This is a genomic window from Microseira sp. BLCC-F43, assembly GCF_041929235.1.
GTDB lineage: Bacteria > Cyanobacteriota > Cyanobacteriia > Cyanobacteriales > Aerosakkonemataceae > Microseira.
In genome coordinates this window covers 1-15,630 of sequence record NZ_JBHFNP010000357.1, presented here as the reverse complement: position 1 = coordinate 15,630, position 15,630 = coordinate 1, and the positions used below count along the sequence as shown (strand labels likewise).

The window sequence follows — 15,630 nt, the reverse complement described above, 5'->3', positions numbered from 1 at the left end:
CTAAGTTAAGTCTGGCTAAGGCTTCCCGTTCACTGGGTTGAGCAATCAACTCAATTCCTAAATTTAAATGCCCGACAATATCAAACAGCTTTTCCTCTTTTTCTATCTCTGATAAGTTTTGTTGGAGTAGTTTTCCGATTTTGAGATGAGTCGCCTGTTTTTGGTCTTCAGGAATTAATGAATAAGCGGCTTGTTGGACACGATCGTGCAAAAATCGATAAGTCGGATTAGCGGAAGCCTTAAAGACTTCATTACTATCAGATTGGGTAAAGAACTTATAGATTTCGGTAGTAGGAATCACCAAACCTTCTTGCAATGCTTTCCATAAAGCTGTAGCCGTACTTTCCTGCGATCTCTCGCTGATAATTCCTAATGTATTCAAATCAAACTGCGCCCCAATACAAGCCGCTAGTTTAAGAATATCCTGAGTTTCTGTTGGCAATTTCTGTAATTGCACCGTCATGAATTCAACGACATCATCAGTAATTGCTAAGGCGTTGACTTGGGCAATATCGCATTCCCACCCCCCTTGACTTCCCCTCTTAGTAAAGGGGGACTGAGGGGGGATAAACTTAATTAACTTATCATCATGTAATGCTTTGAGAAACTGAGTCGCAAAGAAAGGATTACCTTGAGTTTTTTGATAGACTAATTTTGTCAAAGGTTGGGCAAGCGATGATTCACAATTCAGCGGATCTGCCACTAACCGATTCAGATCGGTTTCGCTTAACGGTGGTAAAGTAATTTTATTAACCGTTGCTCCAGTTTTGACAATTTCATCCACTGTTAAAATGAATGGATGTACTGGTGATACTTCATTATCTCGATAAGCGCCTAATATTAATAGATGTTCTGGATCTTGCATCAATAATTTTAGCAAAGAAAGCGATGCGGAATCTGCCCATTGCAAGTCATCTAAAAACATCACTAAGGGATGTTCTTTTCTGGTGAAGACTTGGACAAATTTATGCAATAGTAAATTAAAGCGATTTTGGGCTGCTGTTCCTGATAATTCTGTGGCTGGTGGCTGTTTACCGATGATTTTTTCTAATTCAGGAATCACGTCAATTAAAACTTGTCCGTTGTCTCCTACTGCTGCGAGAATATTGGTTGTCCAGATTGGCAATTGCTCATCTGATTCTGATAGTAATTGCCCGATTAAGTCGCGGAATGCTTGCACAAAAGCACTAAAGGGAATATTACGTTGAAATTGGTCATATTTGCCTTTGATAAAATAACCCCTTTGTCTGACAATCGGTTTATGAACTTCATTCACGACTGCGGTTTTCCCAATTCCAGAAAATCCAGCAACTAGCATCATTTCTGTCCGTCCTTTAGTCAGGGGGGACAGGGGGGGATCGCTAACTCTATCAAACGCAGCTAATAGTTGCGAGACTTCTTTTTCTCGACCGTAGAGTTTTTCGGGGATAGTAAAGCGATCGCACAAATCCTGCGTCCCAATCTCAAACGGCGAGATTTTACCTGTTTCCTCTAGCTGGGTGAGACAATTGTGCAGATCGTGTTTCAACCCCAAGGCACTCTGATAGCGATCTTCGGCATTCTTTGCCATCAGTTTCGCCACGATTTGATCGCAAGCTTCTGGAATGTTGAATTTAGCCAAAGAAGGCGGTTGCTTGGCAATGTGGCAATGCACCAACTCCATCGCGTCATCGGATTGGAAGGGCAATTGTCCGGTGAACAATTCAAACAGCATCACTCCCAAGTTATAGAAATCACTGCGGTAGTCAATCCCCCGATTCATCCGTCCGGTTTGTTCGGGGGAAAGATATGCCAGCGTTCCTTCCAATCGATTGGGGTTTTTGATTTCTTGGGTTTCCTTTGGCAGAAGTGAGGCGATGGAAAAGTCGATCAGTTTGACTTGTTTTGTCTCTGGATGGATCAGAATATTGGCAGGTTTAATATCTTTGTGGATGACGCGAGAGGCGTGCAAGTCGTGCAGGATTTGAGCCACTTGCAGGGCGATTTGCAACACTTGTGCGATCGCCAGTGTCTGGTTACGAGTATAGTCTCGCAGCGATACGCCGCCAAAGTCTTCCATCACCAGCGCGTAGCTGTTGCGGTACGGTTCTAAGCTGTAAGGATGGACAATTCCAGGAATGTCGAGGTTTTTGGCGATTGTGTATTGATTGCGAAACTGTAACAGATCGTGGAAGGTCGGATAGTCTTGTTGCAGCAGTTTGAGGGCGACTGGTTGGTCATCCACCAATCGAATACCCCGGTAGACAACGGTTCTACTGCCACAATACAGTAGATCGACTAAACGATAGCCAGGTAGAGCAACGGTTGTGTTGACGATGGTATTCATCGGCACTGACCTCATTTGACGCAATATCAAGGTTATTATGCCCTAACGGGCAGTCGCGCTAACAAATCGGCAAACTCAACACCAACTCAGTTTTTTTGCTGACATAGGGTTGGTAATTGTTACAAAACTGCCATGGGATATGCCAAAGGCACGCACTCGCGTTCGCACCACAAGCTTTTGAGTTTTTGCCAGTCGATAATTCACCTAGTTGTTGCTTCAAATCCCGGATGGCAGCGGAACTTGCATGGAAGCTGCTTTGGGGGTGGGGGGAGAAAATTTCACTGCTTCCACTCTACTTGAACGGGTTTGATCTCCTGTTCGTTGTATGCGGTGAGGCTAGCTCTTACATTCCCATTCGACCAGTACATGCCTGTGAGATGATACTTGTAGTCTTCTCCGTATTTGGCACGGGCTACCTCCACTGCTTTAGCTCCAGCTGCGCTACCTCGCGTCAAGTGCATCATGCCAACAGGTAAAATTGCGCTCGCTACCCCAAGGATGAATGCCAGCTTCGGAGTGGAGGCAGAATGACCATATCTAATGCTTGCCGACACTACAGGTGCAGTTCGCAGCTGTGTGTAGACCCAAAAAACAACGGCGATCGACGTAATTCTAACTAGAAGCGACATACAAAGACCGACCAAATCGAGGCGAAATTCAGTTGCCCAAAGTTCTGCTGGCTGCAAAAAGGGAAGCAGTATGAGTATGCTAACGAAGTTAGAGAGCGTGAAAGCGGCGAACCAAGTAACGATGTGAACGGCACGTAGGCTACCCCGTAGGAGAAACACACCCGCCACCACAGCTAAGTTCAATATGGAGGAATAGCTCTGACCTTGTGATATGCAATAGATCCCATACGCGATATCGAGAATGCCAATCGCGATTAGCACAATACCCACCCGATTCAAAATAGCGCGATAATCGTACATTTGTTTTAAGGTCTAAGCGTCTGTTAAGAAATAACTGCACAGCCTGGAAATGAATCGCTCTGCACTAAGACATTAATAGCTCTATAGGACTGGTAATTGTTAGAGAACTGCCATGGGATATGCCAAAGGCACGCACTCGCGTTCGCACCACAAGCTTTTGAGTTTTTGCCAGTCGAGCGATTGGTGGGTAATTCACCTAGTTGTTGTTTCAAATCCCGGATGGCAGCACTGGTGTTGCGTTGGTAAGCAATTTCTATACAGCGAGCCATCGCGCTTTGTAAATCAAAGTCTGGAAAATAGAGACTTTGGGTTTGAAGTTGATATTCTGCACCTTGCAACTGGTAAATTAATAGTTGCTGCTGCTTAAATAGCCATACTTCAGGAACCTGATAGGGAAGATAATCTTGCACGTCAGAATAACTGGTGACATCAATTTCGATGACTAAATCTGGCGGCGGATCGTTTTGCCAGTCAATCCGCTTTTTGCCGCACACTGTTTGCCAGTTATTAATGTAAAAGCAATAGTCTGGTTCAATGCCGCTTTCTTCTGGCAATGTCATGGTCACAGGCGTAAACCCATCGTATTCTCGCCCATCCCAATCCAAAAGGGTTGTGACAATACTGGCAATCAGATGGGCATCTTTTCCATGTACCAGCAAAGGAGACATCAGCAGTACTTCTCCATTGCGATATTTGAGGCGCGGGTGAGAACCATCTCCCCGGCGATCGCACAAACTCTGATAATCTTGCCAAGTTGCAGGCAATCGCACTACCGACCCCGCAGGCAATTGAATTTTTTCTGGTGAGACGAGGGCAAACATAGTCTGAAGCTCTCCTTTTGCAGCCGCTAATTGCGATGATAACAAGGTTGGTGTGGGCGATCGCTCTTAGTTTTTAGTCGAAATTTGCGATCAACCAATCCAGTTTCATCGACTTGTTATCTTGCTGGCGCAACTCAAACCCTATAATGCAAGAACTAAACGAAGCCCTTCGTCAACAAGCCAGATCGCGCGATCGCTTACTTGACTGACCTGCTCGATCAAAAAAGACTTGTCCACCGTAATCACTTGGTTTCACAACTGAGTCTTGGGGTAATCCAGTTTCATCTGTTGTCACCAAAACGTTGCCTGGAGCCTCAACCAATCGAAGATTAGTGGTTAGCACAACAGCAATAACAGTCGGAATTCGACTGCGATTAAACTCATCTGATTGAACGATCAGAACAGGTCTACGATATCCTGGTTCAGAAGTGACAGGCGTTGGCAGGTCTGCCCACCAAATTTCACCTCGCTGCATCACCAATTTTCCTTAGATAAGGTATGGGCTTGTAGCTTTACCAAGAGCGGATCAAGGCTGCTGTCTTCATCGGCATATACAGCATCCAACTGTTGAGTGATTTGATCTTGTTTATGCGCTTGCAAGTATTCTTGAAGTGCCACAGCGTAAAGCTCACTACGGGATAACCCCATCCGTTTTGCAAATTGTTCAGCAGCCTCAAAGAGAGGATCGGGGATTGAAATCGCTGTTTTCATAAACTTGTATAACAAAATTTATACCCTGATATTATCGACTTTTCATCATTGGCGTAATTACAGATAACTTGAAGTAACATCCTAGCCCAGAAACAAAGCAAGATAAAGGCAAAACTCAGCGGCGGCAGATAAACCAATCGCTATGCTGTAATAAAACATCTGTCCTTTCAACATCCCATGACTCAAAGTCTCAACCCCACAGGGTTGCCCCCCGCCTTTCCCGACCACACGCAGCTCCCCGAATCTGACGGCACGTTTGTGAAAAACTTTCAAGAACATCCCCAGAGCATACTGCTCACCGATGCTTTAGAAATTACACTGCAAACCCTGCACCCAGACGGACAGTATGCCATCGGGCAAGATTGTGGCATCTACTGGCGCGAAACCGACCCTCCCGAACGCGGCGCAGAAGCTCCTGACTGGTTCTACGTTCCCAACGTCCCGCCCCGATTAAACGGGCAATATCGGCGCTCCTACGTGCTGTGGCGCGAGTATATTGTGCCGCTGATTGCCATTGAATTCGCCAGCGGCGATGGTTCTGAAGAACGGGACAACACTCCCTGATCTCGCTTACCGGAAGGGGGAAACCAGAAACCGGGCAAGTTTTGGGTTTACGAGCAAATTATCCGGAATCCCTACTACGCTATCTACATCTTCCAAACCAGCGAACTGGAAGTCTACAACTGGGTGAATACTCGCTATCGTCGTTTGGAGTCGAACGATCGCGGACATTATCCAATCGACCTGATGGGTGTAGAATTAGGTGTCTGGGAAGGCAGCTATCAAAATCAAACCCAACAATGGTTGCGCTGGTGGGATAGCGAAGCGAATTTGTTGTTGACCGGGAGCGAACGCGCTAGGCTGGAGCGCCTGCACGCCGAACAGGAACGGCAACGCGCTGAAGCCGAACGGCAACGCGCTGAAGCTGAGCGAGAGCGGGCCGATCGAGAACGAGAACAGAAAGAGCGTTGTGCAAGAGACTGGGTGGTGGTTGCGACTAACCCCTTCTGCAACTCTGTCACCTGAAGATTCAGGCATTCTCGGAAATTCTCTCGCGTTACTTTGCGTAAGTGAACTTTAGCCACAGGCTTGCCTACCCAAAATTGAATTGCTTGCCATTGCATAGCTTAACAGCTCAACTCAAATTATCGTTGCGATCGCTTCACCGATAACTTCTAAGCAACCGCCCAACCAATCCGCTCCAATTCACTTAACTTTGAATACAAAGAATAACCTCCAAACCGCTGCCATGACCTAGAACGAAGCGGCACAACGGTTGCAATCAGCGGCGGCGAGTAATCTTGAACTCAGCACCTATTTGCGATCGCAATGGCTCGCTCCCGATCTGATTTGAGCTTTGGCAGTAGCTGTATTTTTCTTCAGCTGTCGCTACTCAGCGCTACGACGCTGCCTGCGATCGCTTTCCAGTTATTTTCAAATAGCTTCCAAACCCTGAGATAGCGGAATTTACCATCAATTTCCTGCCCTAAATAGTTTCCTTTGATCTCTACCGTGACGGCAACAACAACGTCGTCCCCGATCGAACTTAGCATTTGATCGCTCGCTTCAACTGTATGCAAGTTGATGTTTCCCGAACGGTAATTTTTCATATCCATCGCTTTGGTTGCCGTTTCGCCAGTCGGTCCATTGAACAGGAGATCGTCGTGAAGCAGTAGATCCAAAAGTTCCACGTTACTGGTTTTCATCGCTTCCAAGAGACTTTTCTCGCAGGCGAGGATCTGGGCTTTGCGGGTAGCGTCCATACTGTTTGTTGTTTGATGTAAGTCCTGATGCTGTCGAAATTGCACTTTATCTGACTGGAGTCCATCCATTTTCAGAGCATACTCCTGCTTCTGTTCTAGGAGATATGCACCAATAATTTTTTCCATCAAATACCACACCATCGCTGACGTAACTCAACTCAGAAATGCGTCTCCACTCTTTCTCCCCTCCCTCGTCGTAATATCGATACTGTTTCCCTTTGACTTCTAAACCCTGATCCGTTCCTCCGATGATATACAAACCCTCTGCAATAGGAGGTTGGTAAAGATCTGACTCACAGAGCGTTCCTTCCCCCTTACAGCCTTTACCTATTTGTCCATTAGGGGATAAGCTATATATTTTATCATCATTTAAAATTAAGCCAAATCCATTCTCCAATCTGATTCTATTTGAGAATTTTCCCCTATATTCAACTGAACTGCTAACTGTACCATGACTTTTAATTATAGTCGTTCCATCGGCTTGAATGGTAATTGATTGACCAGTTCCATTTCCACCTATAAAATTAAAAAATCTAGTTCCTACGAATGGCAGGTTCTGTGTGGCGTCAGGAGACAATGAGCTTTGTTGATTGTCCGTCCTTTTCTCAATGAACCAACGCCAAACTTGACGTTCTCTATTGCTAGCTCCTGCCGTTATCGCTGATACAGCTAACAATTCTCCTGCTGCATTGGTAAACTCAAACCGACAAGGCCCCAGTCCTGTTCCAGAACAGTCTTTAACCTCCTGATATCCCAAATCAAATAACTCTCTGACAGAAGTATCGTTAAGGTTAGGCGCATCACCCAGTAAGTGAGGTTGCCAACCTTTTTGAATTAGAACTTCTCGTGCTTTCTTATATGGCATACCTTCTTGAAGACCAAACCGATCGGGAGCATTGGGAGAATTCTCTGTATTGGCTTGAACTTCCTCATTTTGGGTATTAACAGTTCCACTTGGAGTATTGATACTTGGGTTGTTTTTGCCTTGCTGCACGCTAGGAGTCGCAAAGCTTGTATATCCAGGTGCGATCGCCCCAACTAAACCTGCGAGAACAACTATTGTAACGATAGAGGGATAAGAACCCCACTTTTTCGACATCATAGGATACAAACCTTGTTAGAAAATGTGAAACTTTAAATCTACAACATCAATACATTATTTAGATAGATTCAGAACGATATTTCATCTAATTTTCCGATTCTCCAAGCTGTTTTTCAATCGCATCACAGGCCACGCATACACCATTTTCTGCTTGCAAAATACACCCAATCTCTGCTGCTTTTGCTGCATAGCTAGTATTATCTAACAATTCGCCTAACTCCTTCGCAACTCGCGTTGCAGAATAATGTTGACGGGAAATGGTGCGCGATGTTCCTAATCGTTCGACTCGTGCTGCATTGTCGGGTTGGTCGTGACTATAGGGCATCACAAGCGTGGGACGACCTGCCCGTAATGCCTGAGCGGTTGTGCCAATCCCGCCTTGATGCACAATTGCACAAGCACGAGCAAAAATTTGAGAATATGGCGCATAGCTGACTGCAATGATGTCTTCTGAAAGATTTTCTGGAGCTGCATTATTACCAATTAGCAAAACTGCACGGCGGTTTAGTAGCTTTGCAGCTTGAATGCTTTCTTGGTAAAAGTTACCAGGAAACATGACTGCTGCTGAACCAAGGGTGAAAACAATCGGGGCTTCACCTGCATCTAAAAATTGCTCTAGTTCTGGTGTGAGTTTCGCTCCACCCTCGCTGCCATCATAGAATGTAAATCCTGTAATCACCGTATTTGCTGCCCAATCCGGTTGAGGTTTGGCAAATGCTGGCGAGAACATTGCCAGCACAAGGTAGCGAGAATACTTATCATCAATGAAGGGATTGCCAACGAGGGACGGCAAGCCGAGTTCCCGTCGCAGTTGATGAATCGGTTCTGCCCAAGATTTAGCAATTATTTTGGATAACTGAATAATGCCTCGGTTGACGATAGAACCCAGCTGGCGCAGTTTGGCAAATGGAAATACAGGGATAACAGATGGGTCGTAAACTGACATAAATGAGGCTGGTTGTAGGACAGCAAACGCCCAGGGAATCCCTAATTTTTCTGCAACCAATCGAGCCGCCACCACCCCTTCACCCGCAATGATGAAATCTGCATCTTTTGCAATGTGCATTAAATCTGTGTAGGTTTCGCGTAAACTCGCACAAACCCAATGGCGGATGACATACTCCGTACCCGTTTTCAGATCCATCATCCGCGCCATCTCTTGAGGATCGCTAAGCGCGGTGTTGTCAGGGCGCATCCGATGAAACTCAAATCCCAAGGCTGCAATTAGGCGCTGATATTCTTTGTGCGTTGCAAAGACCACATCGTGACCGCGCTTTCGTAATTCAAGCGCGAGGGCAATTTTGGGATGCAAATCGCCAAAGGAACCAATCGTGGTTAAAACAATCCGACTCACTCTGAAAGCCTCTTACTCGGCAGTACCCGCATAAACATTATTGCTTGATTTTAAATTTTCTCAATTGCACCACAGACTTTTGAGTTTTTGCTAGTCGATCGATTGGTGGGTAGTTCTCTCGGCTGTCGGAGCCAACGATTTGTTGTGCCGCGCCGCTTCTCATACAGTACTGTACTACCTCCCTTAAATACTCTTGTTCCAGTACTCTAAGCCAGTCAAAATTACATCTTCTAACCACTGCTTGAAACGTTCTATTAAATTCTCTTCTTCATCTGCGTAGGAAAACTGGAATGGAGAATCTGTTAAAGACTGAATATCGCTGATATTGCGTTCACCTTCCTCAGAATCATCTCTATGGTAAGCACATGCAGTACATACAAGTAACCCTCGTTATTCATGCCCGAGAACATGGAATGAAAGAAGAAGTGTTGTTGATGTTTCTACATTAATAACTAATTGGATCCCAGTGTGGTAGTTTCGATTATTTGCCAAGTCTCCCAACTGTTTAGCTGTTTCCACAACTTGGTGGCAATGGAAATATGAACACTTGTCACCAATAGGTGCATCAATCTTACGAACCTTTCGCTCTACATCAATTACCAAATTTTGAAGTTATAGTTTGATTTCAGCGGCAAAATATTGTAAACGATTAGAAGCTATCTCAAATAAGCTTGAGGCAAATATTTCAGCTTTATTACACCGATCTTGAATAGATGCTGAATGATTTTGTTTCAATTTGTCAGCGATGGAGGAAATGATAAATTGAGTTCTTCTTGCCTCTGAAAGAACTTGCTCTGATAAACCAATACTTCTCAAAAAAGCTGGCTTTTGGCTCTTGGCAAAGAGATTAATTAAGTTGGATAAATCGCCTTGATATGCGTGTTCCAAGGCGGCGATGTAGACTGCTAGATCATCACGGGTGAGAACCAGAGGAAACCAACTGGCTTGAATAAAAACTAAACTCGCTAGACAACGAGCAACACGACCATTTCCGTCTGGGAATGGATGAATTTGTGTCAAGCGGTGGTGCAACCATGCTGATTCAATTTCAGGAGGAACTCTTTGATCGCGATGTTGATGATGTAGCGCAATCAATCTGTCCATCTCGGATGCAACTTGCTCAGGAGGACAGTATTCATGAACAGTGCCATCTGGTCCCAGAGGATTGTTGGGTTGACGCTTCCAGTCACCTTTTATCAAAGAAACGCGAAATATTTTTTCTCTAAGTGGGTCTAAAGCTTCTGTACTATCTTGGCTCTGAGTTAGAAGTTGATGTAACTGCTTTATATAAGAGTTTGATAGTGTTCTTTTTCCGCCTACGAAATCGAACAATCCTTCAATTGCAGCTGCTTGATCCTTAATAAGAGAAACTACCTGTTTGACCGGAGGATCTGTAGATCCATGCGGAATTAACGCCAGATTGATTCATTGTTCAATCAATAAGCTAGTAATGCCACGATCTATCGTATACTATACGAAGAAAGGATTAAATCGCGCTATCAGGGATGCAGCTTGGAATGAGTTGATTTTAAAGAGCGAGTATCTCGCTGCAAAGCAAGGAAAGATCGCGATTAAAGTCAACCACTCCCATTGCAGCACTGAGTGCAGAAACTGCGGTCATATAGATCGCAGCAATCGCGAGGGTGAAAAATTCATCTGCTCTGCTTGTGGGCTTTTCGCACATGCCGACATTACGGCAAGCTAAAACTATTCGAGATAGAGCGTTAGAAATGGTACGTGTGGACTGCACGAAACCTGTGGGTAAAACCACTAAACGCCCAAAAAACTGTAAGGAGAACAGCCAGTGCGGTCAAGGGGTTTCCCCAAGTGGAGCAACTGGCGTATCACCACGCCCTAGTGGCAAGAGTGGTGAGCCCGGAGAACCCTACTACTAGGGATATTAAGATTGAAAGATCTGAAGAATCTCCGCCCATGGACGGCCGGAGAGTGTCAAGGCATTTACTACAGATGGGGATGACTTCGACTTCAGTTCCCGGTGGTATTGTGGATTTATCACCTGGTTCAAAATCTTCTGTTGCATCGGTTTCTACTGCTTCAGCTACCTCTAAATCTACTCGCCAAAAACCCTCGTCCTCTTCTTCAGCACAGACTATTACTCCTACTCCAGAAAATATAACCAGTAGCCCGGAACCAAAGAAGAGACTTTCTCGCAAAAAGAAGGAATCTACTGCGGCAGTAATGGAAACAACGCAGGACACTCAGGAAACGACGCAGGATACATCAAGTTCTGTGACTGAGGGGTGTGGTCAAAAGTAGTTGGTGCGTGCGATCGCGAGCGCGTGCCGTCATGCGTATCGCGCCAAACCACCCCATTATCATATATATAACGAATAATAATGAGAATCAAACTCAGAGGGGAGAGACGAGCATGGCTCGTCTCTCCCCTCTCCTCTATTTGATTATCATTCTCATTGAGTGCAACGGGAAAAAACCTTTATTTATACTTAAAGTAGCCAGGAATATGGCAGTGTCTTGATTAGATGTTTTTTTCTTAGACACTGCCATGAATCAAGACTATAGTGATATTATCCAACAAGTCAGCCAACTTTTGTTTCAAGCCATCAAAGATCGAGAATTAAATTTGGCTGTTAATCTGAGTCAACTAGATGGTGAACTCGGTAAACACTTACGTGAAATTGGGTTACGAGTCATGTCAATGTTATTGAAGAACTTAGCACAGCAAGTTACACAAGAAGTGAAAAAACCCGGGGTAGTTGTCCATCGGTATTCGAGAGCTAAATAGGTCGTAATTTTTGGGATTGTCGAAGTTAAATCTCCTTATTTATGGCATAAAAAACAAGGGTGGGGAGTCCGTCCAGTCCAAGAAAAACTAGGGATTGAGCATGGAAAATACTCACCGGCAGTCAAGCGGGCTTTAACAGATTTTGGGGCAGAGGAATCATTTGGACAAGCCTGCAAGCGATTTGAAGAGCATTATGGCTTTCGATTAGAACGCAGTCTTGTCCGAAGAGAAGTAGAAAAGATTGCTTTGGTAGCTGAACAATATGTAGAGCAGCGATTACTTGGATTAGCAACCTACTTCAAAAATTTAGAACCTCCCAAGAGAAGATGTGGTTGGAATAGAATTGTAGTTGAACTAGATGGCTCTCACATTCGCACGGGCATTCATAAGTCAGTTCAAACTGAAGAATTAACGCCGCTACGCCAAATTAAAAAATGTAAGCGCCAAACCGATTGGCGGGAGGTGAGAGTCGGCTTTGCACGCAGTGCGGAGTCAAAAGATCAACGAACTTTTGTAGCTAGGATGCGACAATATCCTGAAGTAGTACAACAACTTAAAAGTGCAGCCGTTGACCAAGGGCTATCAACCTATACCTTAGTCTATGGCTTAGCTGATGGGGGAAATGGCTTACGGGAAGCTCTGGAAACGGAATTCTCCCATTTTCAATTTATTCTAGACCGCCCACATCTGAAACAACATCTTTACGCCACAGCTGAGGCAATGGCACTCCCAAGTGACATGCGCTTTTTTTGGGTTAAGTGTACCTTAAACTCCATCGACAAGGGTTATGTTAAGAGTGTCATCAGCCGTCTGAAACGTTGGTCAGGAAAAGGCCAACAAACTGTGGGGAATTTATCTAAATATTTAGAACGGTTTAAAGATGCTGTTCATTATGACAAGTATCGCTCAATGGGTCTACCAATTGGGTCAGGAGAAATTGAAAGTGCCCATCGCTATATTCCGCAAAAACGGCTAAAAATTCCAGGAGCTACTTGGCATCCATCAACGATTAATCCCATGTTAGATCTGCGAGTGATTCGTGCTAACGATTGGTGGAATGTTTTTTGGTTTCAGATTGGTATGGCTCAAAAATTTAGCGATAAATTGACGCCAGAAGTTGCTCTTTCTTAAGTGGGTTGCTCCTTAGCTTGTTGGCTGAAAGTGACAAGAAACTTCTCCTTTTTCAAGTGGTTAAGTTTGTCCCAACTTGAATACAATTAATCGGACGCAATTTTAACCTTTTTTTCTGATGAGAATGAGAATCATATAACCAAATGAGAGACGAGCATGGCTCGTCTCTCCCCTCTGAGTTTGATTCTCATTATTATTCGTTATATATATGATAATGGGGTGGTTTGGCGCGATACGCATGACGGCACGCGCTCGCGATCGCACGCACCAACTACTTTTGACCACACCCGTGACTGAGGCAGCAGGAGAACAAACTGGACCCAAGAAGAAACTTTCTCGCAAGAAGAAGGAACCTGCTGTGGTATCAATGGAAATGCCACAAGATACACAAAGTTCTGTTGCTCAGGTAGTGTCTTTAACAACTGAGCCAGCCACTGTTGAACCACTTCCCAAGAAAAATTTTAGAAGAAGTGTCGGGCAACGCAAGCCACAGCAATATCAAGTTGGGGAGTAAGTACAATAACTAAAATCTTTTGCTCAACAGAGCGATGAATTGATTAAGAGCGAAGGCTGTTTTGTATCGAGGCTTTACCTAATTTTAGTTCCTGTAACACTTGGTCGCGTAAAGCCTCAAGTTCTATCATCTTGGGCAGTGTAGGTGTATGCGAATCAACAACGGAAGGCTGTTGAACATGATGCTCCTCTCTCCGTGTATTACGCCGAAACCTGTCGCTTTCTTTCGATGTATTACTTGGTAGATTGTTGCTTTTAACCATCTCTTCTAAATAATCTGCTCTTGTCAGTCCTAAGCCAAGAGCAGCGATACCCAATGCTTTCCATGTGTCATTCGTATAGTCTCAAACAGCGCACTTGACGGTAATCATCGTTTTTGAGGGCAAATTTAGCCTGAATATCCCGTTTTAACATCAACGTTTCCATGTAATACACCGTTAGTTTAACAACTTTTTTCATGTAATACATGGAAGGAATTAGTTTTCTACTTTGACTACATCTCTGAAGCATAAAATGAACGCATACTTTATGAAGCATATCTTGAGCTTTTAGCTCAAGATATTGTGCAAGTCACAGCCAGTGGGACACTTGGGATTTTAGGGGGCTAGTGAATCAGCCGATGTTGGTGTCTGAGGGTTTCCCCCCCAATAACTTGCCCCTGTCGTATCCTGTGCCGTAGCAAGTCTACCCCCGTTAGTTAAATTACTGGGGATTCTTTTTAGAAAATCCGTTTTATAACTTGTTGGAGTTTAAATATTACTGTCACCCAGAAGCAATTTTTGGCGCTGAGGCTTATGCACAGGTAGGCGATGCAAGTTAACAGGTTTTACTAGCATTCCTATATGACTCACCATATTTTTTTACCTAACAAGTCAAACAAGCGCCAAGAGGAAATTTCTCTTGCTTGTCCCCCATGCGGCAGTTTCAAGACCTGCTGCTGACTGTTAGATCCCTCTCCATCTGTATGTTCCCTTTCCCTGACAATGGGTTCTGTCAGTGCCATCGCGACTGTCTGTAAACTTCGATTGTCAGTTAGCATTAAAGGATGGGTTGCTACCAATACTTGAACATCTTTTCCTACTGGCAGTTGGGAACTATTAGCGGGGAGGATCATCAAATCCAAAGGTGTCCAGATGGAAGTAAAGTTAAGCTTCTCCAGCATAGCCACATCTCTATTTAAGTCCAACAGAAACTCACTGTTAGGACGCATCTGGAGGCAACCAGGGCGAGTCGATGTGTAAGCAGCAAAAGTGCCGCGATGGGGAGAAGCAATGGTAATGAAGCGCTGCACGCGGTTAATGCCTCCCAATCGCTGTATGTAATAGCGGCTGACAATTCCTCCCATACTAAAACCAACAATATCGATGGGTTGTTCGGCCTCGAATGTATTGTTGATATAGTATGCAACTTGCCGCGCTAGATGGTCGAGTTTTGCATCGCCATTACAAGGAATTAAGTCTAGGTCGTATACATACCAGCCCAAATTTGTCAAGTAGGGAGCCATTTTGCCAAAGACTGCCCCCGTATCGTTTAAGCCGTGAACTAGCAATACTGGATTGCGGTTATTTTTTTGGGTCATAATATTAGTGTAGAGTTCGATCGCTTAATTCTAGGATAGGACGCGCGATCGCTCTTCTGAAGGGGGAGCAGACACCCGATGGAGCGTCACAGGTAGAGATTTTATCAACCCAGTTTGATTGCCATAGGCAATTTTTCCTCAAGCTGCGATCGCATCCCAACAAACGTCCTGATTCAGCTTTGCCGGGGGTCGTTGCGCCCCTTTAATCGACTAACCCGACTATGGCTTCAAGCCTAGTCGGGTTAGTCGATCAAATATTAATCCTGGCATCGAGCTATTTTCCCAGGCAGTCACCCGCCTAGTATCTTCGCCGCTGCGGCGTTTCACCTCCGAGTTCGGGATGGTTCGGTGTGGTTCCACCACGCTAACAACACCAGGAAAGCTTTTTAATTGCTAATAACAGATTTTTGATTTTTCGATAGTTTCAATTTGACCCTAAAAATCTGATTCCTAAAATTTTTAGAACCTTGCGATCGCATAGCAACTGTCGATCATATTTGAGGTCAAGCCCTCGGTCTATTAGGACGCCTTGGCTGCATACATTACTGCACTTCCACCTGACGCCTATCAACGGGTGTTCTACCCGTGACCTTACTGGATTAACTCCATGAGAGTACTCATCTTGAGGTGGGCTTCC

Annotated in this window: 16 protein-coding genes, 2 rRNA genes and 2 pseudogenes; 6 read left to right on the top strand and 14 right to left on the bottom strand. The window is 44.7% G+C overall.

The features are described from left to right. The 5 genes and pseudogenes from ACE1CM_RS47185 to ACE1CM_RS47165 all read right to left on the bottom strand — a co-directional run. On the bottom strand, window positions 1-2,326 hold a 2,326-nt coding region (locus tag ACE1CM_RS47185; protein ID WP_374886555.1), incomplete at its 3' end, for an AAA family ATPase. 278 nt (window positions 2,327-2,604) lie between these two features. After that, entirely contained in the window at window positions 2,605-3,255 is a 651-nt protein-coding gene (locus ACE1CM_RS47180; RefSeq protein ID WP_374886554.1) for a hypothetical protein, read from the bottom strand. Window positions 3,256-3,449: 194 nt separating this feature from the next. Further along, window positions 3,450-4,076 (bottom strand): annotated as a pseudogene (locus tag ACE1CM_RS47175) (Uma2 family endonuclease); the annotation flags it as partial. 172 nt (window positions 4,077-4,248) lie between these two features. Then, window positions 4,249-4,551 carry a type II toxin-antitoxin system PemK/MazF family toxin gene (locus ACE1CM_RS47170; protein WP_374886553.1) on the bottom strand — a complete coding sequence of 101 codons (303 nt, stop codon included), beginning with the start codon at window positions 4,549-4,551 and terminating at the stop codon, window positions 4,249-4,251. Continuing rightward, the gene (locus ACE1CM_RS47165) at window positions 4,551-4,787 is read right to left on the bottom strand and encodes a CopG family ribbon-helix-helix protein (RefSeq protein ID WP_374886552.1); all 237 of its coding nucleotides are present in this window, start codon (window positions 4,785-4,787) and stop codon (window positions 4,551-4,553) included. Before ACE1CM_RS47165 ends, ACE1CM_RS47170 begins: the two co-directional genes overlap by 1 nt. Before the next feature lie 177 nt (window positions 4,788-4,964). On the opposite strand from ACE1CM_RS47165, the pseudogene ACE1CM_RS47160 reads away from it, so the two are divergent. Further along, a pseudogene (locus ACE1CM_RS47160) lies at window positions 4,965-5,813 on the top strand (Uma2 family endonuclease). 353 nt (window positions 5,814-6,166) lie between these two features. Here ACE1CM_RS47160 and ACE1CM_RS47155 read toward each other — a convergent pair. The 4 genes from ACE1CM_RS47155 to ACE1CM_RS47140 all read right to left on the bottom strand — a co-directional run bounded on the left by ACE1CM_RS47155 (window position 6,167) and on the right by ACE1CM_RS47140 (window position 10,338). Beyond that, window positions 6,167-6,550 (bottom strand): nuclear transport factor 2 family protein, encoded by a 384-nt coding sequence (locus tag ACE1CM_RS47155; protein WP_374886551.1) that lies wholly within the window; start codon window positions 6,548-6,550, stop codon window positions 6,167-6,169. A gap of 46 nt (window positions 6,551-6,596) precedes the next feature. Beyond that, window positions 6,597-7,652: a hypothetical protein gene (locus ACE1CM_RS47150; RefSeq protein ID WP_374886550.1), complete on the bottom strand. Its 1,056-nt coding sequence runs from the start codon at window positions 7,650-7,652 to the stop codon at window positions 6,597-6,599. 85 nt (window positions 7,653-7,737) lie between these two features. Continuing rightward, the gene (locus ACE1CM_RS47145; RefSeq protein WP_374886549.1) at window positions 7,738-9,006 is read right to left on the bottom strand and encodes a glycosyltransferase; all 1,269 of its coding nucleotides are present in this window, start codon (window positions 9,004-9,006) and stop codon (window positions 7,738-7,740) included. Between the two features lie 612 nt (window positions 9,007-9,618). After that, entirely contained in the window at window positions 9,619-10,338 is a 720-nt protein-coding gene (locus tag ACE1CM_RS47140; protein WP_374886548.1) for a Fic family protein, read from the bottom strand. 118 nt (window positions 10,339-10,456) lie between these two features. Between ACE1CM_RS47140 and ACE1CM_RS47135 the strand changes: the two genes are divergently transcribed. From ACE1CM_RS47135 to ACE1CM_RS47115, 5 genes are all read left to right on the top strand, one after another. After that, window positions 10,457-10,711, top strand: coding sequence for a zinc ribbon domain-containing protein (locus ACE1CM_RS47135; protein ID WP_374886547.1), 255 nt, complete (start codon window positions 10,457-10,459; stop codon window positions 10,709-10,711). Between the two features lie 269 nt (window positions 10,712-10,980). After that, window positions 10,981-11,283 (top strand): hypothetical protein, encoded by a 303-nt coding sequence (locus ACE1CM_RS47130; RefSeq protein ID WP_374886546.1) that lies wholly within the window; start codon window positions 10,981-10,983, stop codon window positions 11,281-11,283. A gap of 247 nt (window positions 11,284-11,530) precedes the next feature. After that, entirely contained in the window at window positions 11,531-11,770 is a 240-nt protein-coding gene (locus ACE1CM_RS47125; RefSeq protein ID WP_374886545.1) for a hypothetical protein, read from the top strand. Window positions 11,771-12,016: 246 nt separating this feature from the next. Further along, window positions 12,017-12,901, top strand: a complete 885-nt coding sequence (locus ACE1CM_RS47120; protein WP_374886544.1) for a hypothetical protein — start codon at window positions 12,017-12,019, stop codon at window positions 12,899-12,901. Window positions 12,902-13,109: 208 nt separating this feature from the next. Further along, window positions 13,110-13,415: a hypothetical protein gene (locus ACE1CM_RS47115; protein ID WP_374886543.1), complete on the top strand. Its 306-nt coding sequence runs from the start codon at window positions 13,110-13,112 to the stop codon at window positions 13,413-13,415. A gap of 43 nt (window positions 13,416-13,458) precedes the next feature. Here the strand turns inward: ACE1CM_RS47115 and ACE1CM_RS47110 are convergent, their stop codons facing one another. The 5 genes from ACE1CM_RS47110 to ACE1CM_RS47090 all read right to left on the bottom strand — a co-directional run. Then, window positions 13,459-13,731, bottom strand: a complete 273-nt coding sequence (locus ACE1CM_RS47110; protein ID WP_374886542.1) for a hypothetical protein — start codon at window positions 13,729-13,731, stop codon at window positions 13,459-13,461. A 13-nt stretch (window positions 13,732-13,744) separates the two neighbouring features. Continuing rightward, window positions 13,745-13,924, bottom strand: a complete 180-nt coding sequence (locus ACE1CM_RS47105; RefSeq protein ID WP_374886541.1) for a hypothetical protein — start codon at window positions 13,922-13,924, stop codon at window positions 13,745-13,747. A 337-nt stretch (window positions 13,925-14,261) separates the two neighbouring features. Beyond that, on the bottom strand, window positions 14,262-14,993 hold the full coding sequence (locus ACE1CM_RS47100) for an esterase/lipase family protein (protein WP_374886540.1): 732 nt from the start codon (window positions 14,991-14,993) through the stop codon (window positions 14,262-14,264). Window positions 14,994-15,254: 261 nt separating this feature from the next. Further along, window positions 15,255-15,371, bottom strand: a 5S ribosomal RNA gene (gene rrf, locus ACE1CM_RS47095). A gap of 121 nt (window positions 15,372-15,492) precedes the next feature. After that, window positions 15,493-15,630 (bottom strand): 23S ribosomal RNA (locus ACE1CM_RS47090); the annotation flags it as partial.

Coding starts and splice junctions, on each gene's coding strand:
- ACE1CM_RS47150 (WP_374886550.1), bottom strand. CDS start 7,652: ATGATGTCGAAAAAGTGGGGTTCTTATCCCTCTATCGTTACAATAGTT.
- ACE1CM_RS47105 (WP_374886541.1), bottom strand. CDS start 13,924: ATGCTTCAGAGATGTAGTCAAAGTAGAAAACTAATTCCTTCCATGTAT.
- ACE1CM_RS47135 (WP_374886547.1), top strand. CDS start 10,457: ATGCCACGATCTATCGTATACTATACGAAGAAAGGATTAAATCGCGCT.
- ACE1CM_RS47155 (WP_374886551.1), bottom strand. CDS start 6,550: ATGGACGCTACCCGCAAAGCCCAGATCCTCGCCTGCGAGAAAAGTCTC.
- ACE1CM_RS47125 (WP_374886545.1), top strand. CDS start 11,531: ATGAATCAAGACTATAGTGATATTATCCAACAAGTCAGCCAACTTTTG.
- ACE1CM_RS47130 (WP_374886546.1), top strand. CDS start 10,981: ATGACTTCGACTTCAGTTCCCGGTGGTATTGTGGATTTATCACCTGGT.
- ACE1CM_RS47170 (WP_374886553.1), bottom strand. CDS start 4,551: ATGCAGCGAGGTGAAATTTGGTGGGCAGACCTGCCAACGCCTGTCACT.
- ACE1CM_RS47180 (WP_374886554.1), bottom strand. CDS start 3,255: ATGTACGATTATCGCGCTATTTTGAATCGGGTGGGTATTGTGCTAATC.
- ACE1CM_RS47115 (WP_374886543.1), top strand. CDS start 13,110: ATGATAATGGGGTGGTTTGGCGCGATACGCATGACGGCACGCGCTCGC.
- ACE1CM_RS47100 (WP_374886540.1), bottom strand. CDS start 14,993: ATGACCCAAAAAAATAACCGCAATCCAGTATTGCTAGTTCACGGCTTA.
- ACE1CM_RS47165 (WP_374886552.1), bottom strand. CDS start 4,787: ATGAAAACAGCGATTTCAATCCCCGATCCTCTCTTTGAGGCTGCTGAA.